The organism is Pseudoalteromonas sp. S1612, from assembly GCF_005887175.1.
GTDB lineage: Bacteria > Pseudomonadota > Gammaproteobacteria > Enterobacterales > Alteromonadaceae > Pseudoalteromonas > Pseudoalteromonas undina.
Genome location: NZ_PNDH01000055.1, coordinates 1 through 26,985, shown reverse-complemented (window position 1 = coordinate 26,985; position 26,985 = coordinate 1). Strand labels below are relative to the sequence as shown.

Annotated in this window: 21 protein-coding genes; 17 read left to right on the top strand and 4 right to left on the bottom strand. The window is 38.7% G+C overall.

The annotated features are described in order from the left end of the window. The first annotated feature begins 32 nt into the window (after positions 1-32). From CWB78_RS16415 to CWB78_RS16365, 11 genes are all read left to right on the top strand, one after another. Positions 33-1,235, top strand: coding sequence for a glycosyltransferase family 4 protein (locus CWB78_RS16415; RefSeq protein WP_138596534.1), 1,203 nt, complete (start codon positions 33-35; stop codon positions 1,233-1,235). Next, entirely contained in the window at positions 1,225-2,394 is a 1,170-nt protein-coding gene (locus tag CWB78_RS16410) for a glycosyltransferase family 2 protein (RefSeq protein ID WP_138596532.1), read from the top strand. Before CWB78_RS16415 ends, CWB78_RS16410 begins: the two co-directional genes overlap by 11 nt. A gap of 6 nt (positions 2,395-2,400) precedes the next feature. Further along, entirely contained in the window at positions 2,401-3,138 is a 738-nt protein-coding gene (locus tag CWB78_RS16405; protein WP_138596530.1) for a WecB/TagA/CpsF family glycosyltransferase, read from the top strand. Between the two features lie 380 nt (positions 3,139-3,518). Beyond that, a complete protein-coding gene (locus tag CWB78_RS16400; RefSeq protein ID WP_138596528.1) occupies positions 3,519-5,720 on the top strand; it encodes a choice-of-anchor A family protein in 2,202 nt (733 codons plus the stop codon). A gap of 155 nt (positions 5,721-5,875) precedes the next feature. Continuing rightward, complete coding sequence (locus tag CWB78_RS16395; RefSeq protein WP_249930472.1) at positions 5,876-6,226, top strand: 3-phosphoshikimate 1-carboxyvinyltransferase; 351 nt, start codon at positions 5,876-5,878, stop codon at positions 6,224-6,226. Positions 6,227-6,417: 191 nt separating this feature from the next. Next, positions 6,418-7,821, top strand: coding sequence for an undecaprenyl-phosphate glucose phosphotransferase (locus CWB78_RS16390; protein WP_138596524.1), 1,404 nt, complete (start codon positions 6,418-6,420; stop codon positions 7,819-7,821). Then, positions 7,805-9,019 (top strand): outer membrane beta-barrel protein, encoded by a 1,215-nt coding sequence (locus CWB78_RS16385; protein ID WP_138596522.1) that lies wholly within the window; start codon positions 7,805-7,807, stop codon positions 9,017-9,019. Before CWB78_RS16390 ends, CWB78_RS16385 begins: the two co-directional genes overlap by 17 nt. Beyond that, the gene (locus CWB78_RS16380) at positions 9,016-9,537 is read left to right on the top strand and encodes a polysaccharide biosynthesis/export family protein (protein ID WP_138596520.1); all 522 of its coding nucleotides are present in this window, start codon (positions 9,016-9,018) and stop codon (positions 9,535-9,537) included. Before CWB78_RS16385 ends, CWB78_RS16380 begins: the two co-directional genes overlap by 4 nt. A gap of 24 nt (positions 9,538-9,561) precedes the next feature. Beyond that, positions 9,562-11,769 carry a GumC family protein gene (locus CWB78_RS16375; RefSeq protein WP_138596518.1) on the top strand — a complete coding sequence of 736 codons (2,208 nt, stop codon included), beginning with the start codon at positions 9,562-9,564 and terminating at the stop codon, positions 11,767-11,769. A gap of 12 nt (positions 11,770-11,781) precedes the next feature. Next, positions 11,782-12,510, top strand: a complete 729-nt coding sequence (locus tag CWB78_RS16370; RefSeq protein WP_138596516.1) for a tyrosine-protein phosphatase — start codon at positions 11,782-11,784, stop codon at positions 12,508-12,510. Further along, on the top strand, positions 12,503-13,216 hold the full coding sequence (locus CWB78_RS16365) for a VpsP family polysaccharide biosynthesis protein (protein ID WP_138596514.1): 714 nt from the start codon (positions 12,503-12,505) through the stop codon (positions 13,214-13,216). The genes CWB78_RS16370 and CWB78_RS16365 overlap by 8 nt, the downstream gene beginning before the upstream one ends. A gap of 484 nt (positions 13,217-13,700) precedes the next feature. On the opposite strand, the gene CWB78_RS16360 is transcribed toward CWB78_RS16365, so the two are convergent. Both CWB78_RS16360 and rsmF read right to left on the bottom strand, forming a co-directional pair. Then, positions 13,701-14,072, bottom strand: coding sequence for a GxxExxY protein (locus CWB78_RS16360; RefSeq protein ID WP_138570616.1), 372 nt, complete (start codon positions 14,070-14,072; stop codon positions 13,701-13,703). A gap of 866 nt (positions 14,073-14,938) precedes the next feature. Beyond that, positions 14,939-16,378 (bottom strand): 16S rRNA (cytosine(1407)-C(5))-methyltransferase RsmF, encoded by a 1,440-nt coding sequence (gene rsmF, locus CWB78_RS16355; protein ID WP_138596512.1) that lies wholly within the window; start codon positions 16,376-16,378, stop codon positions 14,939-14,941. Positions 16,379-16,641: 263 nt separating this feature from the next. On the opposite strand from rsmF, the gene CWB78_RS16350 reads away from it, so the two are divergent. The 5 genes from CWB78_RS16350 to prpF all read left to right on the top strand — a co-directional run bounded on the left by CWB78_RS16350 (position 16,642) and on the right by prpF (position 23,422). Continuing rightward, on the top strand, positions 16,642-17,355 hold the full coding sequence (locus tag CWB78_RS16350; protein ID WP_138596510.1) for a GntR family transcriptional regulator: 714 nt from the start codon (positions 16,642-16,644) through the stop codon (positions 17,353-17,355). A 119-nt stretch (positions 17,356-17,474) separates the two neighbouring features. After that, positions 17,475-18,353 (top strand): methylisocitrate lyase, encoded by an 879-nt coding sequence (prpB, locus tag CWB78_RS16345; RefSeq protein WP_008109898.1) that lies wholly within the window; start codon positions 17,475-17,477, stop codon positions 18,351-18,353. A gap of 25 nt (positions 18,354-18,378) precedes the next feature. Continuing rightward, positions 18,379-19,503 carry a bifunctional 2-methylcitrate synthase/citrate synthase gene (prpC, locus tag CWB78_RS16340; protein ID WP_138596508.1) on the top strand — a complete coding sequence of 375 codons (1,125 nt, stop codon included), beginning with the start codon at positions 18,379-18,381 and terminating at the stop codon, positions 19,501-19,503. Between the two features lie 127 nt (positions 19,504-19,630). After that, complete coding sequence (gene acnD, locus CWB78_RS16335) at positions 19,631-22,240, top strand: Fe/S-dependent 2-methylisocitrate dehydratase AcnD (RefSeq protein WP_138596506.1); 2,610 nt, start codon at positions 19,631-19,633, stop codon at positions 22,238-22,240. A 12-nt stretch (positions 22,241-22,252) separates the two neighbouring features. Continuing rightward, positions 22,253-23,422, top strand: a complete 1,170-nt coding sequence (gene prpF, locus CWB78_RS16330) for a 2-methylaconitate cis-trans isomerase PrpF (RefSeq protein WP_138596504.1) — start codon at positions 22,253-22,255, stop codon at positions 23,420-23,422. Between the two features lie 73 nt (positions 23,423-23,495). Here the strand turns inward: prpF and CWB78_RS16325 are convergent, their stop codons facing one another. Next, positions 23,496-24,395 (bottom strand): substrate-binding periplasmic protein, encoded by a 900-nt coding sequence (locus CWB78_RS16325; RefSeq protein WP_138596502.1) that lies wholly within the window; start codon positions 24,393-24,395, stop codon positions 23,496-23,498. Between the two features lie 314 nt (positions 24,396-24,709). Between CWB78_RS16325 and CWB78_RS16320 the strand changes: the two genes are divergently transcribed. Continuing rightward, complete coding sequence (locus CWB78_RS16320) at positions 24,710-25,633, top strand: V-type ATP synthase subunit I domain-containing protein (RefSeq protein WP_138596500.1); 924 nt, start codon at positions 24,710-24,712, stop codon at positions 25,631-25,633. Here CWB78_RS16320 and CWB78_RS16315 read toward each other — a convergent pair. After that, on the bottom strand, positions 25,630-26,445 hold the full coding sequence (locus tag CWB78_RS16315) for an amino acid ABC transporter substrate-binding protein (RefSeq protein ID WP_138596498.1): 816 nt from the start codon (positions 26,443-26,445) through the stop codon (positions 25,630-25,632). The two genes, CWB78_RS16320 and CWB78_RS16315, sit on opposite strands and share 4 nt — an antisense overlap. Positions 26,446-26,985 lie beyond the last annotated feature (540 nt).

Genomic DNA, 26,985 nt, shown 5'->3' with positions numbered 1-26,985 from the left:
AATTTTTTTGTATACATGGAGGTCATCGAAAGGTGAATATTTTATATGTAATTAATCAATACCCTAAAATTTCACATACTTTTATTCGCAGAGAAGTACTAGAAATGGAAAGTCAGAATGAAACAGTATTGAGAGCGTCAATAAGACGGCCACCTGAGGGGCTAGTTGATACCACTGACTTAGAGGAAGAGGTAAAAACCCACTATATTATTAGTAACTTTAGTGAGGTTTTTTGTTATTTAATTAAGGGTTTAACGGCTAAAGGGATCTGGGCTAGTATAAAGCTTCTAATACCTTATTCTTTAAAGTCAAGGCGAAAGCTTAAAACCATAATTTATTTTGTTGAGGCTATTTGCTTAGCTGGAAAATATAAAAAAGAAAATGTTAATCATGTTCATGCGCACTTCGGGACTAACTCAGCTGATGTTGCAATGTTTACAGCTAAAATGCTGAAATTACCTTTTTCATTCACTATACATGGTGCAGATGAGCTCGATAACTTTGAAGACTATTCTATAGCTAGGAAAGTAGAGCAATCTTTTAAAATATTTTGTGTTTGCTCATACATTGCTGCACAGGTTAAACGAAAAGTACCGTTCAAAGAACATTATAAAGTAATTGTCTCAAAATGTGGTATTGAAGTAATCGAGCATCAAGCTGAAGTTGTTTTGCAGAATAAAGATGCTACTTTACTAAATCTCGTAATTGTAGCAAGGGCTTGTCCTGAAAAAGGGTATTTCACCCTGCTAGAATCTTTAAAGTATGTAAAGCTTAACTCATCATGTCAATTCTACTTACGTATTATTGGGGGAGGTGAAGAACTTCAAATAGTTAAAGAACAAGCCAAGGAATATGGATTAACCAAAAATATACTTTTTATGGGCTGGAAATCCACAGACGAGGTGCTGGATATTGTAGCTCAGTCAGATTTATTTGTTTTACCTAGTTATATGGAAGGACTACCTATTTCAATAATGGAAGCAATGATGGTTAAGACACCTGTACTATCAACTTATGTTTCCGGTATCCCCGAACTAATCAAGCATGGCATTAACGGGATGTTAGTACCTGCAAATGACCACATTAAGCTGGCCGAGGAAGTTATTAGTTTTTCAAAAATGTCGAAGACATTAAGAGCTAACATTGCTGATGAAGCAAGGTTAAGTGTAGTAACGAATCATAATTTAGTAAACGTTGTTGGGAATATGCGAGAGGAACTAAAATGTGACTGTTGAATCGGTATTAGTTTGGTTATCACTCATACCTGGTATAATTTTATTGGCTGAGCTTGCAATTTCACTCATTAAAAAAATAGAACCTCAGGCTAATGTTAGTAGTCAGGTTACAAAATATGAATGTAGTTTAGCAATAATAATGCCTGCACATAACGAAGAAGCTGTCGTTGAGAAATCTGTTCAATCTGTCCATTCTCAACTATCCATAGGCGATCTTCTTGTTGTTGTTGCAGATAATTGTACAGACGATACTGCAAAAGCTGTTCGCTCTCTAAATTTAGAGGGTGTAATTATATTAGAAAGATTTGATTCAATTCATAAAGGGAAAGGTTTTGCTTTAAGCTATGGGTATAATTACTTGATACAAAAAGAAGAATCATACGATTTAATAGGTATTATCGATGCTGATTGCCTGTTTGCTGAGCAAGGCTCTATTGATCTGATTAAACAAGAGTGTAAATACGAAGATTTATTTCAGGTTAGATATTTAATGAAGTCTAATGAGAATAACTCTTTAATGTCTGCTTTTGCTTGGTATTTAAAAACTTCAGTTCGTTCAGTTGGTATGAATAAATTATTCGGCGCATGTCATATTCAAGGGTCTGGATTCTTTTTTTCGTCCAGAGTCATGAATCTGGTTGACTTTGCTTCTGGTAGTATTGTGGAAGATTTAGAGCTTGGTTTGAATATGGCAGAAGAGAAAGTTTTTTGTAAATATCTTTCTAATGTCACATTGCTTTCAGTAATGCCTTCTGACTTTGATACGCTTCAAATACAGAAGTCTCGATGGGAAGTAGGCCATTTAAATGTTTTGCTTAATGAATCCTTTCCTAGAGCCCTGCGAGCAATAAAAAATCTTAATCCTCGTTATTTTTTTTTAATTTGTGATCTTTCTATCCCACCATTAGTTACATATTTAATATTCTTAACAATTTTTATGTTTACATTGCTAATTATGGGAAGCGTAATTTCAAGTATTTATCTAGTTTATTTTCTTGCTATTTTACCCTTAATCTATCTCCACTGGAGAAGGTTTTGCAAATCTTTTAATGTTAATTTTGAATTTATTCAGTTAGTTACTTATTCAAAGATCAAACTGAAAGTAGTCATTAATTATTTCAACAAAAAAGCAAGAGTTTGGAACAAAACTAAAAGGTAATTATAAATGATAAAACACACTGTATTTGGTTTGAAATATCATGTGTTTACTCCTGATGAAAGTATTGACTTGATCTTCGAAAAAGTAGGAACTAAAGCTGCCTTGGTCCGAGCTGATTTAAATGTGGGCACAGTAGTTTCAGCTCAAGAAAACATTGATATTGCAAATTATATAAATGACTCAGACTTAGTAAATATTGATGGTATGGGAATTTTATTTTATTTGCGCTTAAGAGGGGTTAAGGTTGAGCGATATACTGGTGTAGATATATTTATTGATGTACTTAAACGTTGTACTCAGTCTCATAAAAAGGTTTTTGTTTTTGGAGCTAAACCTGAAACATTAAATAAGGCAGAGCATCGTATAAAAAGTGAGCATGGGGATGTTATTGCAGGAGTGCGCCATGGATATATTGACTTTACTAGTGAAGGTGCATGTAAAAAGGTGGTCGAAGACATTAACCGTTCAGGAGCTGATTTCTTATTTTTAGGCATAAAGTCACCAGAAAAAGAATTATTCATCACAAATTATCGATCTGAGATAGAGGTTTCTTGGATATTTGGTGTTGGTGGTGCCATAGATGTTGTTGCAGGTGAAGTGCAGCGTGCTCCTCAGTGGATTCAAAACATTGGTTTCGAGTGGTTATATCGAGTTTCTCAAGAGCCTAAAAGAATGTGGAAGCGATACTTAGTCACAAACTCTAAATTTGTATACCTTTTAATAAAGAATAAGTTTAGTAGCTAATCTATTAATATTTACTAAAAGTCCTTCCTCGAAAAGAATCATCCATCAAATCTTCAATATAATAATATAGGAGAAGCAAACCTTACTCTTATATTATTACCTAAATATTATTTTTAACATCCTGTTAACTATATTTGGTTCTTTAGGTTGTTTTTTAGGGTTTTTGAAATTAATTTTGATTTTTTCTCTGCTATAACTCATTGATATTGTGTTTCCGTTCTTTTCTAGGTACTAAAAATTAGTACTTTCGTCGTGTTTTTCATTCCTTTTGATTTTATTTGTGTATATAATGTTCACCAAGCACTTGATGAATTAACTTTCATTAAACAAATGACTCAAACTTGGTGCCTATAATGCACTTTTCATTTTCGAGGGAAAAAATGACTAACTCATTACTTAAATTTAAAAAGATAAGTGCAGTGATTGCACTTTCTTTAGCCAGCTCTACAACACTGGCTGCAGACTTAGGCGTAGCCAATAATTTTTCAGCATTTGTTTTTGACGATTTTAAATCACACTTTGGCCGCGCTGATGGCGCAATAGCCGCTGGCGAAATCGATCTTCAAGGTTATAGCGTAGGTTATACTCGCCCTTATAATCGCGATGAATACTATTTAATTAGTGAATCAAGCATAAAATTTAAATACGGCCGCCAATATGTAGGTAGCATGATTGCTGGTGGCGGTACTGACATTCATTGGGGTGTACGCTGGGGTATGGAATGGGGTTCTAAAATCCTTTCTAACCAAGATGAATCGGCCATGCCATTTAACTTTGATGAACAAGAAGAGTATTATAAAAGTTTAAGCGCCGAGTTAAACCAGTTAAACCAAACAGGTACAGTTTACCGTAAATGGGGTGGTTTATACCTTCAAGGTGACGGCAGCTCTGATAGACAAGTGTTTAATATTGATGGCCGTGATTTTGCCCGTGCTCATACCTTTAAAGTATGGGGTATACCAAGCGATGCAACTATAATTTTTAATATTACAGGTGGTGCTGATTTACATGTGCGCGGAAAAGGTTTTTGGCATTTACGCCGCCACGCAAGTAAAACCGTATTTAACTTCCCTGATACGCAAAACCTTAATATCAAGGGTAACCGTTGGAAGGGTGTAATACTTGCTCCTTATGCTGACATTAAAGGCGCTTACGGTACTGCTAAAATGCCAATTATTGGCCAAAGCTTTAAAGGCTCTATGGCATTGCTAGGTGGCGAATTCAATGGCGATCTTCCATCTGTTGCTGAGCCAATAGCTCCATTTTCAATGCAACAAAAATGGCAATGGAATTCAAGCGATTTTATGCCGGAACATAATCAAGTAATATCTACTCCAGTTGTTGTCCAGTTAAATGACGATAATGGAGACGGAATTATTAACAATAACGATGTTGCAGATGTTCTTGTTACTACCTTTAGTGGAAGTAATTATAGTAATGCTGGTTTAGTAAGAGCGTTAAGTGGAATTGATGGGACTGAATTGTGGGCATACGAAAACGGTGGCGTCTTTAGTGACTCGCGTAGCTCTTTAGCTGCAGCCGACTTAGATAGTGATGGCGTTGTTGAAATTGTTTTAAGTGATTTCTCGTCATCTACTATACAAATAATTAACCACTTGGGTGAAGTGAAAAAAGAACTTACTAAATCAGGCAAGCCTCTAGGTGCTAGCTCATTGAGTGACATAAATAACGATGGACTAGTTGAAATAATCTCAAGTAATAACACATTTAGTTACGAAACAGGCTTATTATACAAAACGAACTGGTCTATAGATCCGATTACGTTTGACGCAGATGACAATGACAATCAAGAAACATTTGCTGGTGGAGGCTTGTATGATTCAAATGGTGTTAAGTTATGGCAATATGGTGCACCTGAAAGTATGTGGTTTAGTGCAGTCGCTAATTTAGATGACGATTTAGATCCTGAAATTGTTGTCAGTAACCCGAGCACTAATTTAGAAGATAGCGTATTTGCGGTACTTGAGCACAATGGTAATGTTAAATGGGAAGTGACTAATCCAGACAATCTAGGTGGCGGAGTTCAAGCAATATCAACTTTCCTTGGTACCGATTTACTGGGAATTGTTTACGCTGGTTATACGGCAGTTGACATGTACGACCAAGATGGTCAGTTAGTATGGTCCGTTGCTAATGATGATGAGTGGAGCGGTAAGATTGGTTTAAGTGCTTATGACTTTAATGGTGATGGTATTGATGAAATAATCGTTCAAGATCATTATACAGTAAGAGTGCTTAATGGCGTGAATGGTGAGGTGTTATCTACAGTTGCAAATTCTACTGCATCACTGTGGGAGTATCCTATTGTTGTTGATTTAGAAGGCGATGATAATGCTGAGCTAATTACTGTTTCTAACAATTTTGACGGTCGTTACAGCATTAACAATGGTGTAACAGTATATGGTGCTGCAGATAACAGCAAGCCTTGGAAAAATGCAACTCGCATTTGGAACCAACATTCGTACCATCAAACAAATATTAACCAAGATGGTACAGTACCAACAGTTGAGCTACCAAGCTGGTTAAATAATAATTCCTATCGCTCTAGTACCCTTAAATAACAGTATTTATAGCAAATAAAAAGCCAGTTAAGTTTTAATTGGCTTTTTTTATTAAATAGTTGTTTACAATAATTGGTAAATAATAATCACGATATATTGAGGCTTTTTTGTCGAATTTACAGCAAGACCCAGCTATTAGAAGTTTGCTGGAGCGAATGCCTAAAAACGTTCAAAATACATTTACCGATGAGCAGTTAGCTCATTTAAAAATAGCCATTGGTGCAAGGCAGTGGGGTAACCATGCTGTTGATTGCAGAGGCGTAGTTAAGCTTTTTAAATATCGTTATTACTATGTGCTATTGGCAGGGCGAAATAGGCGTGAATTAAGCACAAAAGAGCAAAAAATAGCAAGATTTACTCAAGCATTAATTTTAAGCATCGCAGCTAATTTTATTATTCTATTTATATTGCTGGTTTTATATTTGTTTAAATCGACATTAGGCATTGATATTTTTGAAGGATATTCGTTTGGTGTCTGGAGTTGGTTTAAAGGATTATTTAATTAATCCTCACTAAAATGCGAGTATTCTTTTTGATACTTAATGAACAAAACAAGAGTTAGCTAAAAAGATATAAACATGAATTTTAGTACTTTTGTCGGAATCTGTAATTGAACAAAATTGGCTAATACTATATCATCCCTATGGATTTTGTGGGGCGTTACTCAAACTGAATTAGCTATAAGGAATTAAGCAAAATGACATCTCCAAGGACTTTTAAACCCTCAGGTTCCTCTGATGCCAATTTTTACCGATTGTTTGATATATTTGCGTTGTTTTTAGCGTTTCAGTGCGCAGCTTTACTTTATAACTTTAAATTAACTCCAATCTATGCTGCTTCAGCATTAACTGTTGCACTCAGTTACTTGTACAGTGCCGAGGTTTTCTCAACTTATCGCTCTTGGCGGGCAGGTAAATTTAAAAGCATGGTGATGTGCGCTTGGGGCAGTGTAGTGATTGCTTTTTCGTTTTTATTGGTTGTGTCATTTTTATTTAAATTTACCGAGTCGCTTTCTCGTGTAGGCATAGCGATTTGGTTTGTTTTAAGTGTAGTGTATTTATATATCTGGCGTTTGGGTGTGTATTTATACAAACGTAATCGCCGTAAGCTAGGGCTATCGCAACGTAAAGTTGCCATTATCGGTGCTACCGAATCTGCTGCATACTTACATGCTGAAATTGTAAAACACGACGAATTAGGGTTTAATTTTAAAGGCTTTTACGACGACAGAAACCCAGAACGCCTGTTTGAACAACTCGAAAAACAAGGCGTTGAGGGCCGTATTCAAAGTGCGGTTGATTCTGCACGTAACGGTGAAATAGATATTCTTTACATTGCACTCCCCATGAAAGCGCAAAAACGTATAGCCGATATTTTATTACAGTTAGGCGATACTACCGTAGATGTGCATATAGTCCCCGATTTTTTACTCTCGAACTTAATACATGCTCGTATTGAGCATGTCGGTGATGTAGATACGTTAAGTGTGTTTGAAGCACCTTGTATTGGTACTCACGAATTTATAAAGCGAACAGAAGATATAGTTGTTTCGGCTATTATTGTTACCTTAATTGCCCCCGTTTTAGTGATGATAGCGGCCGCAATAAAGTTGACATCCAAAGGGCCTATTATATTTAAGCAAGATCGCTATGGCTTAGATGGGCAAAAAATAAAAGTATGGAAGTTCCGCTCGATGACGGTGACTGAAAACAGCGATGTGGTAACTCAGGCAACTAAAAACGATGCCCGCATTACCCCCTTAGGTGGCTTTTTGCGGCGTACAAGCCTTGATGAACTTCCGCAATTTATAAATGTTTTAAAAGGCGATATGTCTATTGTTGGGCCAAGGCCCCATGCGGTAGCACATAATGAAGAGTACCGCCAAAAAGTAGAATTTTACATGTTTAGGCATAAAACCAAACCGGGCATTACCGGTTGGGCACAAATAAACGGCTGGCGTGGCGAAACCGATACACTTGATAAAATGGCCAAGCGAGTTGAATTCGACCTACATTACATTAAACATTGGTCTTTATGGTTTGATGTGAAAATAATTTTTATGACAATTTTTAAGGGATTTAAAAGTGAAAATGCGTACTAATACAATTACTACTTTACTTGTTGCGTTAGGCTTAAGTGCACCTGCTTTAGCAGTAGAATTACAACCAGGCAGTGTAATGACCAAAGACGGTGCTGAGGTTACACCTACGTTACAGCTAGGCGTAAGCAGCAACGATAACTTTTTTATGACTCCGTCTGCGACTCAGTCACGTTTAATATGGAATATAGCGCCGAGTTTAAATGCATTAATTGAAGATGGTCCAGATAATTATAAATTTGATATTGCATCGAGCACGTCATTTCATAATAAAGACACTACCGATAACTTTACTCAAGTAAACTTGGGCGCAGGTGTTCACAAAGAGTTTACTAGCCAACACCGCTTAGATATTACAGGCGATGCTGATTGGTTATACGAGCCACGTGGTGCGGGTTTAACTGAAGGGCAAGGAGCTGCTATAAGCGAGCCTACACACTACCAACAACAAAATTTAGAAGCTCGTTATGAATATGGTGCTGTTAGCTCTAAAGCAATGCTTGCTTTAACTGCAGGTTATTATAATAAAAATTATCAAAACTTTACTGCAATATCGCAGTTTCGTGATTACGATAAGCCTATGCTGGGTATTACAGGTTATTATAATACCCAAGCTGGTACCCGTGCTTTTTTAGAAGTAAAGCAAGAAAACTACCAATACGATGTAATTGATTCAAACGGTATTACTCGTGACTCAGACGATGTTAAAGTATTGTTAGGTATGGAGTGGGAAGCTACAGCCGTTACTACTGGTTCATTTAAAATCGGCTACCAAAATAAAGATTTTGAGTCAAGCCAGCGCGATAACTTTAGCGGCTTAAGCTGGGAAGGCGCTGTTGTTTGGAAGCCGTTAACCTATTCAACCTTGCAACTAGTTACTAGCCGTGCGGCTAAAGATCCGTTATTAGAAGGTGATTACATCCGCGAGAGTGTTTACGGTGTAACGTGGCAGCATGATTGGAGCGACTACTTAAGCTCGGTAGTGAGTGCCAATTACGTTGACCAGCAGTATTCTGGTAACTTTAATCGTAAAGATAAAGTTAAAAATGCTCGCTTAGGCTTAAATTACCTAGCCACTAATTTTGGTATGGTAACAGGCTATGTTGATTTTATTGACCGTAATTCGACTCAAGCGGATATTGAATTTGACCGTGTAATTGTTGGCCTTAATTTTACATTTGCACTAAAGGGAAATGAATGAAAGTGAGAATTTTAACTGGCTTAATATTGTTACTCAGCTTTTGTAGTTTTGCGAACGATTCGCAAAACTACATTTTAGGTGCGGGTGACAAAATTGAAATTAAAGTATTTGGCCAGCCCGACCTAGATGTAACCTCACTGCTTGGTAATAGTGGTGAGATTAATTACCCATTTTTAGGTAAAGTTAAACTAGTGGGCTTAAGTGTTTCGCAAGTTGAGCAAACCATAAGCGAAGGACTACAGCCTGGTTATTTGGTTAACCCTAATGTGTATGCCCAAGTAGTAGAATACCGCCCTTTTTATATACATGGTGAAGTTAAAAAGCCAGGTGGGTACCCTTACCAACCAGCTATGACGGTTAACCAAGCTATAGCATTGGCTGGCGGATTAACTGAGCGAGCCTCAGAAGATAAAATATTTATTTTTAAAGAGCAAACCAAACAGCAGCAACAAAAAGGTAGTTTAAACAGCCAAATTGCGGCGGGTGACACCATAAAAATAGAACAGCGCTTGTTTTAAGCAGTTTAAGGCAGTAATTAAAAAATGAATACACACTTTGAAAAACCTAAAAATAACGAGGAACTTATTGATTTAGGTGCTTATTTTAATATTATTAAGCAAAGTAAATGGAAAATATTAGGTTTTGCTGTTGTCGTTACCTTGCTCACTATAATGGTTGCGTTAACGTTAGTGCCAAAGTATAACGCCACAGCCACTTTATTGATTGAGTCGGAGCAAACCAAAGCGGTTAGCTTTGATGAAATATATGGTTTAGACTCCACAAAAAAAGAGTATTATTTAACCCAGTTTGAAGTAATTAAGTCTAATAGTATTGCTCGTGAGGTAATTACTAAACTTAATTTAAAAGATCACACAGATTTCATAGGTAAACCATCGCTTACAGGCGAGTTAAAAGGCATGATAAAACAGTTACTGCCTTTTTTAAATAAAAAAGAGGGCTCTGTTATTACAGAGGAAGAACAAGCTGAGCGTGAGATGTTGGGTTTGCTTGCTGCATTTAAGTCACGCTTAACTGTGTCTCCTATTCGTAAAACACAATTAGTGCAAGTGAGCTTTGAGTCGAGCGACCCTAAGTTAGCTGCTTTAGTGGCTAATACGGTAGGTGAAGTTTACATAGAAAGCCAAATGCGCGCTAAAATGGGTATTACACAGCAGGCGTCAAGTTGGTTAAATACGCGTTTATCTGAATTACGTATACAACTAGATAGCTCCGAAGTGCGCTTACAAGCTTACCGAGAAGAGCAAAAGTTGGTTGATATAGAGGGCATAGCAGGGCTTGTTACCCAAGAGCTAGAGCAAACCTCGAAGCAGCTAGTGGATGCGCGTGCGACTAAAAATAATCTTGAAAGCATAAATCGTGTTATTAACGAATATGGTAACGACAACATAGAATTACTTGGCAGTATGCCTGAAATTACCTCTCATCGTGTTGTACAAGATGTTAAACGCGAAGTTGTATTAGTTGAGCGAAAGGTAAGTGAGCTTAGTGAGGTTTACGGCCCTAAGCACCCAAAAATGATTTCAGCTAAAGCTGAACTTGCCACAGTGAAAACTAACCTTAATAAGCAAATTAAAGGCTTAATTACGGGTATTGAAAAAGAGTTAAATAGAACAACGCGTACTGTAAATGCGCTTGAGCGCGACTTGGCTAAAATTCGTGCTGAATACCAAGATATTACTCGAAAAGAAACACAATATAATCAGCTTAAGCGTGAAGTTGAAACAAACCGTAATATTTTTAACACCTTTTTATCTCGTTCTAAAGAAACCGAAGTAACCAGTGACTTTAGCTCAGCTGCAGCTCGTTTTACAGACCGTGCTTATGCACCAAAAGACCCAAGTAAGCCTAATAAAAAGCTGATTGTTATTTTAGCCTTTGTTGCAAGTTTTGGTTTTGCAGTGGTAATGACCTTTGTTTTTGATGCCCTAAACGACACAGTTAAAAATAAAAATGATGTAGAAAATAAACTCGCACAGCGCATGTTAGGTTTATTGCCGCATGTTGCAGTTCCTAAAAAGAGCTATTTTCCTATTCATGCCTATTTAGAAGATAGCTATCGTCGCTTTGCTGAGTCGGTACGTACCTTTCGCACTAGTTTACTGTTAACTCATCTTGACCGAGCGCATCAAGTTATAGCGGTTACCTCTACCTCCCCAGGGGAAGGTAAAACCACCACCTCTGCTAATTTAGCGATGTCGTTGGCACAAATGGGCAAAGTACTACTAATTGATGCCGATTTACGTAAACCAACGTTAGCTAAACGATTTGATATACCGGTATTTCACCCAGGTTTAAGTAATTTAATGATTGGTACTGAGCAACTAGCTGAGTGTGTACATGTTGACACGCAATCGGGTGTTGCAATTATGCCAAGCGGACAAATACCATCTAACCCGCTTGAGCTGTTATCAAACCCACGTTTTGCTGAGTTACTTAGCGAGTTAAAAGCGCAGTACGACCATATTATTGTTGATACACCGCCTACCCAAGCGGTTAGTGATGCATTGGTAATAGCACAAAGTGTTGATTCAGTTGTTTATGTTGTTAAGTCAGACATTACCCGAATTAAACCTATTACAGCAGGCCTTGAGCGTTTATTTGAAGTTAAAGCGCACGTTGCTGGTGTGGTACTGAATAAGGTCGATATGAGTAAATCTAAAGATGAGCATAGCCATGGCTACTATGATTATTACGATTACTCACAGCAACCTGAAAAGCCTCAAGCGTAATTAAGTTAATTTATGATTGATATTCATACGCATATTTTGCCGGGTATTGATGATGGCGCTAAAGATTTAACAGAATCTTTAGCGCTTTTAAAATTGGCTGAAAACGACGGCATTACTCATATGGTGGCAACGCCACATATACATATGGGTCGCTTTAATAATGCGACTGCTCAAATCAAAAACGATTTAGAGAGTTTAAAGCTAGAGGCGCATAAAGAGGGTATTAATGTTAAATTAGCGGCCGCTGCTGAGGTGCGTTTAGACATAGAACTTATGGCAATGGTGATGGCTAATAAACTGCCTTTTATTGGTAAAATAGCAGACAAAAACGTGTTGTTATTAGAGTTACCGCATTCACATATGCCACAAGGCTATGATAAGTTTATTCAGTGGCTCGCTAAACAAAATATACGCGTTATTATTCCGCACCCAGAGCGTAATCGCGATATTCAGTCAAATCTTTATTATATTCAACACTTGAACCAATTAGGCTGCGACTTTCAATTAACGGCATCGAGTATTGAAGGTGAGTGGGGCGAAAGCGCACAAACTATAGCGTTACAAATGCTAAAAGATGGTTTAGTGAACTATGTTGCCTCTGACGCTCATTCAGTAAAGCGCCGACCGCCTATTTTAAGTCAAGCTAGAAAAGCAGTAGCGCAGTTATTAGGTGAGGAGCGGGCTACAGCGCTTTTTGTAACTAACCCGCTGCAATTAACCGAGTACTTATTTAATGACTAAATTAAACATGGTCAAGGTAGTGCCTGCTGTTATTTTAGCCCTAATAGTGCTTGTAATTGCTTATACTAGTATGCAAAGTATGCGAGCAAATGCGTGGTACTTTAATGCACTTAATATTGTGCAAGAGTCGGATGGTGCTTTGTCTGGCTCATCGCTTCAAGCGGCAGAAAATGCGATTACATTGGCTACGAATATGGATCCTGATCACCCGCATTATTGGCATTTTTTAGCCCATATAAAAATGCTAGGTTTAGCCGGTATTGATACAACATCAAGTGAGCAATCAGATAAAGTAAAGCAAACATATCAACAAGCTGAGCAAGCGTTATTAAAGTCGGTTGAGTTAAGACAAACCTGGGCACTAACCTGGATTAGCTTGGCGCAAGTTGTCAGCTATCAAGAGGGGCCTACCGAGCGGGTATATAATTATATTCAGCAAGCTAAAAAAGTTGGCCCATATAAGTTAGATGTTCACTTAGGTATTATTCAAATTGCGTTAATGCATTGGAATGAGCTATCACCCACCTACAAAGCTCTTTATGTGAATGAGCTAAAATTAGCTTCTAAATATGGTTATAAATTTTATGATGTATTTAGTATGGCTGAGCAAATGAATCGCTTGCCAATAGTGTGTTTATCGCTTCAATTTGGCTCTCATTATGAGGCTATTAGAAACAGTTGGATGTTTAATAAATACTGTGGTTAAAATACGCGCTTCGAGCAACGAGATATGGGCTGCGAGGTACGTGCTAAGGTCCAGAATTTAGGGTTGATTGTAGACGCATAGCTTGCTCGCTTAACAAGCGCAGCTTCTGGTTTTGAGTATTTTTATCTTCTAAATGCTAAGTGTCTATAACTTCTTTTTTTTAAATAATTCAACAAGACCAAATTGCACTGAGAGAAGCGAATGAGGAGTAAATGAGAAAACACTAACGACTAGGCCTAGTTATTAATTAAAATATTCTGTATTTGTCACTATCTCTAAAAGCGCAGCGTTTCTTAATCCTCCTTGCTCATGATTTGCTTAGATTTAATTGCACTGAGAGAAGCGAATGAGAAGTAAATGAGAAACCAAAGCCCTAATCCAATTGAATAATTATTTTGTCACTACCTCTAAAAGCGCAGCGCCTCTTAATCCTCTTTGTGCATCTTCACTTAAGAGAATATTAACTATCAAGTTGATTGAAAAATCATAAATTAAAGCGCTTGATACCATCAACCAACTTTAGTGTATTAAAGTTAATTAGTAAGCCCGTATTTATATTTGATAGCTTCATATATGTAATCAACTGCGCTGAGTGAATAGGTTGTAGTTTATCAACGGCCTTCAGTTCAATTATTAATTCATTTGGTAATAAAATGTCCAATTTATAGCCTGTTGCAATATATTGTTCCTTGTAAATTATTGGTAGTTCAACTTGATTTTTAATAAATAACCCAGCCTGACATAACTCATACATTAAACAAGATTCATAGCTTGACTCCAATAAGCCAGGGCCTAAGGTTTTGTGTACCTCTATAGCGCAGCCAATAACTATTTGTGTTAACTCGTCAATGTGCATGATTATCCTTATTCAATGGTAACTTTAAGAGTTAGATTTTTTATTTCTGCTTGTATTGATTTAGACTGATTATAGTTTAGTAAAGTAATTTATCCTTTACACAACAATTCAAAGCTTACCTAACATAGAAAATTGTATGAGAAAACATTAAATACTAGACCTAGTTATTAATTAAAATATTCTGTATTTGTCACGTCCTCTAAATCGCAGAGCCTTTTCATCCTTTATATGAATAATTCACTAAGACCTAATTGAACTGAGAGAAGCGAATGAGGAGCAAATGAGAAGATCAAACAGATCTTAAGTAGAGCTCATAACTTATAGATAGACGCTGAGCTTGCCCGCGTGAAAAGTACAGCTTCTGATTTTTAAGTGTCATCCTCTAAAAGCGCAGCGTCTCTTAGCCCTCTTTATGCATAATTTTCTTAAAGATCTTATTGCACTGAGAGAAGCGAATGAGAAGTAAATGAGAAACCAAAGCCACTAACCGAAGTGATTAATTGTTTTGACACTATCTCTAAAAGCGTAGCGTCTCATCACCTCTTTGTGCATAATTTCTCTTAAAGATCTAATTGTAATGCTAGGGCAAGTTTCGGGATTAAGCTCGTAACCCGATCCCCGAAGCCCGTTAACTTTTGTTTAGACAAAAAAAGACCCAGAGCTATAAGGAACTCTGGGTTATAGAGGGGCTCATATGTGAGCCCTGCGCTAACTAAAGACACTTTCAGATTCTTAGGGAGAAGAAGAAAGTTATTTAAGTATAGTCAAAAGCTTCAAAAATACACATTTTTGTTCGTTTTTTATACTGCAATAATTACAGTGGGTTACATTTGTTATGCACACCTTTGTTACATTTAAGTTAGGGTTTACTCCCAGTTTATTAACTGCGTATTTTGCACCAAATCTCTAAGTAGTGAGTTTTTAACCTTATTTTTTTGCCACTTTCCTAAACCAATAGGGCAACCACATAAGGTCAGGATCACTTCCCCAGTTGCCTTAACAACCTCATCCAAACGAATGTCTTTACCATTAAAGTAATCACTGGCCTGTTGATTGGTTAGTTCCAGTACATTGCCTTTACATTGTTTACCAAATACGGTGGCGAATTCATGGGCGAGGCGTACCCCATTTTTATGAATAACGCCTACCTGAATACCTAATCGGGCATATTTAATTTTGTTTTGTATTGCTTCAAATTCATCTGGAAACAGCCAAAGCTCTTTGTCTCGCTGCATTAATGTGCCTGGTAGACTCGTTAAACCAAATTGCTTTTTGAGGGAGCTCATAAACGCACTTTGCTGTTTACTATCAAAGTCACTAAAAGGGAATGCACCTTTTTTAACTTTTAGATTTTGGTTTTCGCAGCTGCTGTGCTTTTTAAATTTAGCAATAAAAAAGCCTTCGCTGTCGAAGGTTTGAGGCCAAACATGTAAGTAACCCTCGTCTATAGTGGCTTTTTCTGCGCCAGGGAAAAGATCATTTAAAGGCTCTGGCTTAATGTACTCACCAAATTCTTCTAGCAATGCATCACACACTTGCTGGTTTTCGAGAGGGGTTAATGTACAGGTTGAATACACCAGCGTGCCGCCAGGTTTAAGTGCATAAAATGCACTTTTAATCAGATCTTTTTGTATTTGGGCAATGGTAATGTTTGATTCGATAGACCAATTTTTTAATGCATCGCTGTCTTTACGAACTGTGCCTTCACCTGAACAGGGCGCATCAAGCAAAATACTATCAAAGCATTCAAACATGTAATTACCAAATATCACGCCATCAAAATGCGATAACGCACAATTACCAACACCCATTCGCTTTAGCGTGGCACTGAGCACTTTTAAGCGCGATGACGACAGCTCATTTGCAACCAAAACACCTTGATTGTTCATTAGTGCAGCTAGTTGTGAGGTTTTAGAACCTGGCGCAGAGGCCATATCGAGTACTGTGTTACTAGTTTGCAGGCTGTGCTTTAGTGCCATTGGCGGCAACATTGAGCTTGCCTCTTGTACGTACATTGCGCCACTTAAATGTAAATCGGTATTGCCCAGCGCTAAATTTTGCTCTTCATCATTTGGGCGCTCTAGCCAAAAACCTTCATCGCACCATGGAATAGTAGTGAGTTGCCAATTTTTTTGAGCCGCATGGCGTTTAAATTCTTCAACACTCATTTTTAATGTATTAACGCGAACAGACTTACGTAAAGGTCGACGACAGGCACTTAAAAAATCATCTAACGTAAGGTGCTCAGGCAGATAAGTTTTTACGTCGTCAATAAATTGCTTGGGGATATAAGTGTTAGCGTCCACGATTTGGCTCATACAATAAAATTAAAGGCGGATAATAGCATTTTTAGCGATTATTTTCAGTGTTAAAGTCGAAATAGTAGCACCTTTAAAGTGTCGACACCTTATTGTGAAAACGCACTCAATACTAAAAATTATTATACTTTTGGCTAATGCTGTCGACAATGTGGTGGTTTTTTGCTCATCCTTAGCACTTTTAGGGTTGACACTGTTAGCTAATAAGCACATAGTTAACCCATAAATTGTCGACAATATAAAAATACTTTATGACACAGCACTTTTTAAACGATACCGCAGTTACAACCGCTTCCGATAAAGTGTTTGTAGATATGCGCCGCGAAATTGTAGAAGGCAGTATTGCACAAGGCAGTAAAATATCAGAGCCAGAACTGGCAAAGCGTTATGGTGTAAGCCGTGCAACACTTAGAGAGGCATTAAATCGTTTAGAAAGTTGTTACTTAGTTGAGCGTAAAGCCAATATAGGTTGTCGTGTTGTTGCATTAACCGCAGAGCGTTTAATTGAGGTGTATCAGGTGCGCAGCGCCCTTGAAGGACTTGCATGTAGGTTAGCTGCCGACAATATGGCAGCCGATGAAGTACAAAGCTTGAAACAATTACTGAATCAGCATTTGCAAACTCAGCGTGTTAAAGAAGGTGAGTCGTACTATCAAGAAGCCGGCGACTTAGATTTTCATTACAGAATAATCAAAGGCAGTAAAAACGCTCACTTAATACATTTGTTATGCCACGACCTGTACCAATTAATAAGAATGTACCGTGTGCAAATGGGCATGGTTGGGCCACGCGTATCGAAAGCGTTTGACGAACATTTAGCGATTATAAACGCCATAGAAAATCATGATGGGGAGCTCGCCGAAATGCTAATGAAACGCCATATCAGTGCTTCTCAAGCAAATATACAAACAAAATTTGATGGATACCAATCAGTACAAGCCACTCAAAATGAAATGGCTAGCTAGGGTCTGTTGATCTTTGCGGATTAAACCTTGAAAGGTCAATATATCCTAGTACAGATGTAACATTATTAAAAAATACTAAGCTGCCAAAGAGCAGCCCCGTTCAAAGTTAGGAGAAGGTAATGTCAGCAGGATTAAAGTTTAAACAGGCAATTGCAAATAACCATCCGTTACAAGTTGTGGGTACTATTAACGCGTATACCGCAATGATGGCTGAAAAAATGGGCCATCAGGCTATTTACTTATCGGGTGCAGGTGTGGCTAATGCCTCATTTGGTATGCCAGATTTAGGCATGACTAGCCTTGATAACGTGCTTGAAGATATTCGCCGTATTACCGGCGCTAGCGATTTACCATTATTAGTTGATGCCGATACAGGTTGGGGCGGGGCGTTTAATATTGCCCGTACCGTTAAAGAAATGACCAAAGCGGGTGCTGCAGGTTTTCATATTGAAGACCAAGTAGCGCAAAAGCGTTGTGGCCATCGTCCTAATAAAGAAATAGTTACTCAAGCTGAAATGGTTGACCGCATTAAAGCCGCAGTTGATGCTAAAACCGATAGCGATTTTTACATTATGGCACGTACTGATGCATTTCAAAAAGAAGGCTTAAATGCAGCAATAGACCGTGCAGCAGCATGTGTTGAGGCGGGGGCCGATGCCATTTTTGCAGAAGCCGTTCATGATCTTGCTGATTACCAAGCATTTAGCAAGGCGATTAACGTGCCGATCTTAGCCAACATTACCGAGTTTGGCCAAACACCTATTTACACCAAAGAGCAGTTAAGCGATGTGGGTGTAGAAATGGTGCTTTACCCACTAAGTGCGTTTAGAGCTATGAACAAAGCAGCACTCAATGTGTACTCGGCTATTTTGAATGAAGGGTCGCAACAAAGCCAAATTGAAAACATGCAAACGCGTGCAGAGCTTTACGACTTTTTAGATTATCACTCGTACGAAAACACGCTAGATAACCTTTTTTCAGCAAAATCTGACAAATAATAAAAAATTCAACAGGAGACAAATCATGGTAGATAAAGCATTAGGTGGCGCAGGCTTACGTGGCCAAGTAGCAGGACAAACAGCATTATGTACAGTAGGGCAAACAGGCTCAGGTTTAACTTACTGTGGTTACGACATTAGCGAACTGGCTGAAAAAGCGCAGTTTGAAGAAGTGTCGTTTTTACTTTCACGCGGCGAGCTACCAACATCAAGCGAACTGGCAGAGTACAAAGCTAAACTTAAGAGCTTACGTGGTTTACCTGAATCACTAAAAACAGTACTTGAGAACATCCCTAAAGACGCGCACCCAATGGATGTAATGCGTACTGGTTGTTCTATGCTAGGTAACCTTGAAATGGAAAATGACTTTAGCGAAGCAAACGATGCGATTGACCGCATGGTGGCAATTTTCCCAAGTATTATTTGTTACTGGTATCGTTTTACTCATGACGGTGTTCGTATTGAAACCCAAACGGATGATGATTCAGTAGGCGCACACTTTTTAACGCTATTACACGATAAAGCGCCAAGTGAATTATTTGCACAAGTGATGAATGTATCACTAATTTTGTACGCAGAGCATGAATTTAATGCCTCTACCTTTACCGGTCGAGTATGTGCATCAACGCTTTCTGATATCCATTCTTGTGTAACTGGTGCAATTGGTACCTTACGTGGCCCATTACATGGTGGCGCAAACGAAGCCGCAATGGATATGATTGAAGGCTTTAGCAGTGCTGATCAAGCTGAAGGCGCGCTTATGGGCATGCTTGAGCGTAAAGATAAAATTATGGGTTTTGGCCACGCTATTTACCGCGAGTCAGATCCACGGAATGTTATTATTAAAAAATGGTCTGAAAAATTAGCCGCAGAAGTGGGTGATGATGTGCTTTACCCAGTATCAGTTCGTTGTGAAGAAGTTATGTGGCGTGAGAAGAAGTTATTCTGTAATGCCGATTTCTTCCATGCATCGGCGTACCACTTTATGGGTATTCCTACTAAGTTGTTCACGCCTATCTTTGTAATGAGCCGAGTAACCGGTTGGACTGCTCACGTAAAAGAGCAACGTGCAAATAACCGTATTATTCGCCCAAGTGCAGATTACACAGGGCCAGATGCGCGCAGCTACACGCCAATTGAATCAAGATAAACATATAGTCCATACAAAGGTGAGTTACCAACTCACCTTTTACGGCTTTAGCAAATTATGCAAACAATACACCTTCAAATCTAAAGCCTGTCTTGATTAACCCCGTCACCAAATTAGCGAATTTATTATGACCATTATTAATAACACCCAATACCGTAAGCCATTACCCGGCTCAAATGTAGATTACTACGATACCCAAGCCGCGGTAGATGCCATTAAACCAGGCGTATACGCTACTCTTCCTTATAGCTCGCGTGTATTTGCCGAAAACTTAGTGCGCCGCTGTGAACCTGATATGCTAACCGATGCGCTTAGCCAAATAATTGAGCGCAAGCAAGATTTAGATTTTCCATGGTATCCGGCACGCGTTGTATGTCACGATATTTTAGGGCAAACCGCTCTAGTTGATTTAGCGGGCCTGCGTGATGCTATTGCTGCGAAAGGCGGCGATCCTGCAAAAGTAAACCCGGTTGTACCTACTCAACTGATTGTTGACCATTCATTAGCTGTTGAGCACGCAGGTTTTGACCCTGAAGCGTTTGAGAAAAACCGTGCCATTGAAGATAGACGTAACGATGACCGTTTTCATTTTATAAACTGGACAAAAACCGCGTTTAAAAATATTGATGTGATCCCGCCGGGCAATGGCATCATGCACCAAATCAACCTTGAGAAAATGTCACCGGTTATTCAAAACCGTGATGGTATTGCATTCCCAGACACGCTAGTAGGTACCGACAGCCATACACCGCATGTTGATGCATTAGGTGTGATTGCTGTTGGCGTGGGCGGCCTTGAAGCCGAAAGTGTAATGCTAGGGCGCGCATCGTACATTCGCCTGCCTGATATTGTGGGTGTAGAACTTACCGGCAAACGCCAACCGGGCATTACTGCAACCGATATTGTATTGGCTATTACCGAATTTTTACGTGAGCAACGAGTGGTATCGACTTACCTCGAGTTTTACGGTGAAGGGGCTGATGCACTAACTCTTGGTGATAGAGCAACCATTTCTAACATGACTCCTGAATTTGGCGCAACGGCGGCTATGTTCTACATTGACGATAAAACGATTGATTACTTACGTTTAACAGGTCGTGATGAAGAGCAAATTGCACTAGTAGAAAACTACGCCAAAACAGCAGGGCTATGGAGCGACAGCTTAAAAACAGCGCATTACGATCGTGTACTTAAATTTGATTTATCAAGTGTAGGGCGCAACATTGCAGGGCCTTCAAATCCGCATCGTCGTGTATCAACTAGCGATTTAGCTAAAGAAGGTATTTCGGGCGTTGTTGAAAACGAAGAGGGCTTAATGCCCGATGGCGCGTGTATTATTGCCGCTATTACTAGCTGTACGAATACCAGTAACCCGCGCAATGTAATTGCTGCAGGTTTATTGGCGAGAAACGCGAATGCAAAAGGTTTAATGCGTAAACCTTGGGTTAAAACCTCATTGGCACCAGGTTCTAAAGCAGTGCAATCGTACCTTGAAGATGCAAACTTATTACCAGAGCTTGAACAGCTTGGTTTTGGTATTGTTGGTTTTGCCTGTACTACCTGTAACGGTATGAGTGGTGCACTAGACCCTAAAATTCAACAAGAAGTCATTGATCGCGATTTATACGCAACAGCGGTGCTTTCCGGTAACCGTAACTTTGATGGTCGTATTCATCCGTATGCAAAGCAAGCATTTTTAGCGTCTCCACCGCTTGTAGTTGCTTATGCAATTGCCGGGACCATCCGTTTTGATATAGAAAAAGATATACTCGGTAAGGATCAGCAAGGTAACGATGTAACCTTAAAAGATTTATGGCCATCTGATGAAGAAATAGATGCAGTGATCAAGCAAAGCGTTAAGCCTGAGCAATTTAGAAAAGTATACGAGCCTATGTTTAACTTAACCGTTGATTACGGCGAAGATAACGACCCATTATACGATTGGCGCCCAGAAAGTACGTATATTCGTCGCCCTCCTTATTGGGAAGGGGCATTAGCAGGTGAGCGCAGTATGAGTGGTATGCGTGCATTAGCGGTACTTGGCGATAACATTACAACCGATCATTTATCACCTTCTAATGCGATTATGGCAAGCAGCGCGGCAGGTGAATACTTGACTAAAATGAATGTGCCAGAAGAAGATTTTAACTCGTACGCAACGCACCGAGGCGATCACTTAACCGCGCAGCGCGCCACGTTTGCCAATCCTAAATTATTAAACGAAATGGTATTGGATGAAAACGGCGAAGTGAAGCAAGGATCGTACGCACGCATAGAGCCAGAAGGTGAAAACACGCGTATGTGGGAAGCCATCGAAACCTACATGCAACGTAAGCAACCGCTTATTATTGTTGCCGGTGCTGACTATGGTCAAGGTTCGTCTCGCGATTGGGCAGCAAAAGGCGTAAGGCTTGCTGGTGTTCAGGTTATTGCAGCTGAAGGCTTTGAACGTATTCATCGTACTAATTTAATTGGTATGGGCGTTTTGCCGCTTGAGTTTAAGCCTGGCACAACGCGTAAAACACTTAACCTAGATGGTAGCGAAAGCTACGATGTAAAGGGTGAGCCAACACCAGGAGCAACTTTGGAACTGGTTATTACACGTAAAAATGGTGAGGTATTAAACGTACCAATGAAGTGCCGATTAGACACGCAAGAAGAGCTTTCTATTTATGCTGCAGGCGGTGTGTTACAACGCTTTGCGCAAGACTTTTTAGAAGCTACGCAAGCATCATAAGGACGCACATTTATGTTTAAACCACAAATTAAAGTGCCAGCGACATACATGCGTGGTGGCACCAGTAAAGGCGTGTTTTTTAATTTAACAGATTTACCTGCACCTGCCCAAGTGGCAGGTGAGGCGCGCGATAGCTTATTATTGCGCGTTATTGGTAGCCCAGATGCATACGGTAAACAAACCGATGGTATGGGTGGCGCAACATCAAGCACCAGTAAAACGGTTATTTTAAGTAAAAGTGAACAGCCCGATCACGATGTTGATTATTTATTTGGTCAAGTCGCGATTGATAAAGCGTTTGTAGATTGGAGTGGCAACTGCGGTAATTTAACCTCTGCTGTGGGCGCATTTGCCATTAGTAATGGTTTAGTCGATAAAGGCAGAGTACCTGATAATGGCATTGCCATTGTGCGTGTATGGCAGGCTAACATTAAAAAAAGTATTTTAGTGCATGTGCCCATGACCAATGGTGAAGTACAAGAAACCGGTGATTTTGAGTTAGATGGTGTTACCTTTCCTGCCGCTGAAGTAAAGCTTGAATTTATTGACCCTGCTGATGGTGATGGTGCGCTATTTCCAACAGGCAATGTAGTTGATGATTTAGAAGTTCCAAACGTGGGCACGTTAAAAGCAACTATGATCAATGCTGGTATCCCTACTATTTTTGTAAATGCCAGTGATATTGGTTATACCGGTACTGAACTACAAGATGACATAAACGCTGATGAAGCCGCACTAACTAAGCTTGAAAGCATTCGTGCCCATGGTGCAGTAAAAATGGGCTTAATTAATAATATTAATGAAGCACAAGCACGCCAACACACACCTAAAGTGGCATTTGTGGCTGCTCCACATGATTATATATCCTCAAGTGGTAAGCAGATTAATGCAAGTGATATCGATTTGTTAGTCCGTGCTATGTCAATGGGTAAGTTACATCATGCAATGATGGGCACTGCCGCTGTCGCTATTGGTACTGCTGCGGCAGTTGAAGGAACATTAGTTAATTTAGCCGCCGGTGGTGCTATTAATGAAGTTAACTTTGGTCACCCTTCGGGCACATTAAAAGTGGGAGCAGAGGCGGTGGTTACAAATGGCCAATGGCAGGTTAGCAAAGCCAGTATGAGCCGCAGCGCGCGTGTTTTAATGGAAGGCTGGGTAAGAGCGCCATTTGATTTTTAAACATTATATAATAGCTGATGGCTTTGGGAGCATCAGCTTTATAGTTATCATGTAGTTTAAAATAAATCGTTAATTATCCAAGGTTATAACACTGTTGTTTTTTGTTTTTTATAAAGCTATCAAACTCATTGTTTGCATGCATATTCGCAATTTCAGTATTTATATCTTCCAAAATAGATTGCCATTGTGATGCACTTTTAGTTACAGAATAATATAGATTTTTGTACTCAATGCTTGGCATTAATGCAACGAGCGCATTTAGCATCCTTTTTTTATCTCTATTTGATAAAAGTGACTTGTAAACGCTGGCTCTAAGTACTTCTAAGTCAGCAACAATAAGCTCAACACGACCGTTTAAAAGCAAATGAATAAGCTGATATTCACTGTTTGCCACAATGGTTTTTATTTCACCTTGATCAATAAGTTCATCGAGTTTAGCACTATTCTTGTATGAACGAACGACGCCCATCACTCGGTTTTTTACAGAGTTAATGCTGCCATCGTAGTCAATAGTATGATCCTTTAGCGCAACAAATGATAAATCGCCGCCTGGAATTGGTTCTGATAGCGCCAATAACTGATTTCGTGTTTTTGTTAGAATATTTTCGGATATGACATCGTCGTCAATATAGTACTCAGGAAATAATATATCGGCTTTGCCTAGCTCTGCTTCGCGAACTGCACGCGCCCAAGGGTAAAATTCAATATGAACGCCATAACCACGCTTTACCAGCATGCTAACTGTGAGCTGGTATAGCCAGCCTTTATTGCATAAGTTATCGTCTATGTAGGGAGGCCAGTTGAGAGTGACTAAACGAAGGACGGTATCAGCCTCTAAATTATAACCGTAACCGCTTTTGTATTTTTCGCCAGGAAGGGTGATATTTTTATCATTAACTGTGTAAGTTACTGGCGCAGGATCTGCGTAAGCAAAAAGTGAAATAAATAAGGTAGCGACTAAAAATATTCTCATAAGGATAATGCATTTTTATATGTACAGTTAAGTTTAGTGTGTTATCTGGAATAAACAACTTAAATGGTAAGGTTCTTTTAGTATTCATACAATTAAATATAGCCTTAAAAAGCGATAACTATTAACATGCGAATACAAGTAATTTAACTTAAATACGATTTAGTACTTATTTTATTAATAACATGAAAATTCAATCGTATTTAATAGAATAACTATATAAATAATTTTCATATTACTCTATTTCTAGGTGCTGTAATAAATCACCAATCGTGTTGGTATGATAATTAAAGGTGTTTTTACAAGAGGGAACTTTTATGGCTAATAAGCCAATAAGTGAAGATAATCCATTTGCTAATTTATCTGATGTGCAGTGTGAACACATCCAAAATTGGTATCAAAAGCATATTTCTTTAACTCTAACCACGTTGCTCAAAGGCAGTAAGTCTGGTCAAGTAATAGACAGTAAATTAGAGCACGCGTTAAACAAAGCATTAAAAAACAGTAAACAGACCATAACTTATAAAGGCGATGGTAATTCGCCTATAAAATTACAAAATGCCAGTGTATTGGCCGAGCTCAAAGATACACGTGATTTGTTTCATGGTGCACAAGTTAAAATAAATAAGTTAGAACAAAAAATAACAACAAGTGCTGACGAAATACAATTACTAGAGACTCAAAAAAGCGAACTACAACTAGAAGTACGTAGTTTAAAGCAACGGTTAAACCATGTTTTATCGAGATTAGAGTCGCAAGGCGTTTCGTTTCAAAAAAGCCATTATGTAGGGCGTATATTAGTACATGCTTTACGAGCAAGCTTTGAAAATTGGCAGCAAACGCCCTCTGGTGAGTCTTTCAAAAATCATGATTTTTATAAGCTTTTTCCTCGGGTGTTATACTCAAGTTTGCTAAAAGAGATAGAAAAGCTGCTAGGGGAGCATGATTATAATAAAATAGAACGCTCGTTGAGTGATTTTGTGTTTCAACAAAAGGGCTCTCCAGTAGAGAATTGGCCAGATGAAGACCCGATATACGAGACACGATTAATTAACCAAAAACAGTCAGAGCTTTTAATTAAGTTACAAAGCCAACACCAGCAGCGAAAAAACTTTACCGCCTATTTAGAAAAGCGTCTTTCTAATACTGGGTTTACGCATAAGCACAGTGATTTGCTAATGACATTAGTTGAGTTTGCGACAAATGATGAGAATAGTAAGTTTTCTAGTTACTGCCATTAATTAGCAGTATTTGTTTGGCTAGTGAGCAGTAAAGGTGTAATTAGAGGGGATTGTTGAAGCCCAAGTTGCTTTAGCCTAGCTGCAATATTGCCTTGCGTGAGTGCTTGCTTTACCCATTTATACAAGGTGCTTATATCTAGCGTGTGGTTTGGGCGCAGTAATAACTGATGATTATAGGTTTGTGCAACTCGCTCAGACACAAGTAGCAAACGCTTGCTTTTTGGATACTTGCTAAAGTATTGATTTAGGTAAGAGCGAGTAACAATAGCGCAATCGCTGCGTTTTTTTAATACTAATTCAATACTTCTTTTATGGCTGCTTAATAAAGTCATTTTATATTCGTTTTCAAGAACTGAGGGGCTACTTTCGTAATTAGCTAACGGATAATGGTAGCCTAAAATACCCACTAAGGTTTTATCTTCTAAGTTATCAAACCAGGCTTGAGATTTTGCAAATTGCCTTAAAGCAATAAATACTTCTGTATCTATGGCTATAACAGGGGAGTTACTAATTACATTATTCCCTTGTTGCCACCCCCAGTTCGGGTTCTCAAAAAAAACCGAATCGAATAGGCCTTTTTGGTAATCCTTAAAGCGACGAATAGGCGTGGTTAGTACTAATTCAAAATGATAAGAAGACTGTATTTTATTGAGCTCGCTTATTAATTCAACGGTAAGACCAGAAGCACGCCCATCAACAATTTCTATATAAGGAGGGAACTCATAGCCACCTACTTTAACCACCGTTTTTGCATGAGCTTCTTCAACTGAAAAGCCAAGTAAGGCTAGTAAAATGAGCGTAACAAACTTCATAGTTAAATCCTTTCTTAGCGTGCTTTTGATGTATTAATTTAAAAGATAGTCTATTTGTTAACATAGTATGAATTATCAAGCAATAAATACTGACTTTGCAGGGTGATAAAATGGATGTCATCCGACGGTGTTGGATATTAACCAATATCGGTGCAGTTTTGCTTTATGTTGGGTGATGTTTGGTGTTGGGGTGTTTCACCAATGTCGGGTGACGTGGCTTCGCCACTTAACCGACCTACATTCTTTTTTAACAGTGTAGATATGGAGATTGGTACGACTGAATGGATTCGAACCACTGACCTCTGGACCGGGTGATAAAGAGTAGGTAGTGCTTTTTCTTGAGGGATTTTTTGAATTGGTACGACTGAGTGGATTCAAACCACTGACCTCTGGACCGGGTGATCAAGAGTAGGTAGTGCTCTTTCCTTCAACGTACTTTAAATACATTATTTACTAATTTTGGTACGACTGAGTGGATTCGAACCACCGACCCCTACCATGTCAAGGTAGTGCTAGAACGGAAGCGAGAAGTTTATGAAA

What these genes read in the sequence shown, in the direction of transcription:
- CWB78_RS16400 (WP_138596528.1), top strand. Translation starts at nt 3,519, where the DNA reads ATGACTAACTCATTACTTAAATTTAAAAAGATAAGTGCAGTGATTGCA.
- CWB78_RS16350 (WP_138596510.1), top strand. Translation starts at nt 16,642, where the DNA reads ATGACACAGCACTTTTTAAACGATACCGCAGTTACAACCGCTTCCGAT.
- CWB78_RS16325 (WP_138596502.1), bottom strand. Translation starts at nt 24,395, where the DNA reads ATGAGAATATTTTTAGTCGCTACCTTATTTATTTCACTTTTTGCTTAC.
- CWB78_RS16380 (WP_138596520.1), top strand. Translation starts at nt 9,016, where the DNA reads ATGAAAGTGAGAATTTTAACTGGCTTAATATTGTTACTCAGCTTTTGT.
- prpC (WP_138596508.1), top strand. Translation starts at nt 18,379, where the DNA reads ATGGTAGATAAAGCATTAGGTGGCGCAGGCTTACGTGGCCAAGTAGCA.
- CWB78_RS16360 (WP_138570616.1), bottom strand. Translation starts at nt 14,072, where the DNA reads ATGCACATTGACGAGTTAACACAAATAGTTATTGGCTGCGCTATAGAG.
- prpF (WP_138596504.1), top strand. Translation starts at nt 22,253, where the DNA reads ATGTTTAAACCACAAATTAAAGTGCCAGCGACATACATGCGTGGTGGC.
- prpB (WP_008109898.1), top strand. Translation starts at nt 17,475, where the DNA reads ATGTCAGCAGGATTAAAGTTTAAACAGGCAATTGCAAATAACCATCCG.
- acnD (WP_138596506.1), top strand. Translation starts at nt 19,631, where the DNA reads ATGACCATTATTAATAACACCCAATACCGTAAGCCATTACCCGGCTCA.
- CWB78_RS16395 (WP_249930472.1), top strand. Translation starts at nt 5,876, where the DNA reads ATGCCTAAAAACGTTCAAAATACATTTACCGATGAGCAGTTAGCTCAT.
- CWB78_RS16375 (WP_138596518.1), top strand. Translation starts at nt 9,562, where the DNA reads ATGAATACACACTTTGAAAAACCTAAAAATAACGAGGAACTTATTGAT.
- CWB78_RS16320 (WP_138596500.1), top strand. Translation starts at nt 24,710, where the DNA reads ATGGCTAATAAGCCAATAAGTGAAGATAATCCATTTGCTAATTTATCT.
- CWB78_RS16370 (WP_138596516.1), top strand. Translation starts at nt 11,782, where the DNA reads ATGATTGATATTCATACGCATATTTTGCCGGGTATTGATGATGGCGCT.
- CWB78_RS16365 (WP_138596514.1), top strand. Translation starts at nt 12,503, where the DNA reads ATGACTAAATTAAACATGGTCAAGGTAGTGCCTGCTGTTATTTTAGCC.
- CWB78_RS16405 (WP_138596530.1), top strand. Translation starts at nt 2,401, where the DNA reads ATGATAAAACACACTGTATTTGGTTTGAAATATCATGTGTTTACTCCT.
- CWB78_RS16315 (WP_138596498.1), bottom strand. Translation starts at nt 26,445, where the DNA reads ATGAAGTTTGTTACGCTCATTTTACTAGCCTTACTTGGCTTTTCAGTT.
- CWB78_RS16390 (WP_138596524.1), top strand. Translation starts at nt 6,418, where the DNA reads ATGACATCTCCAAGGACTTTTAAACCCTCAGGTTCCTCTGATGCCAAT.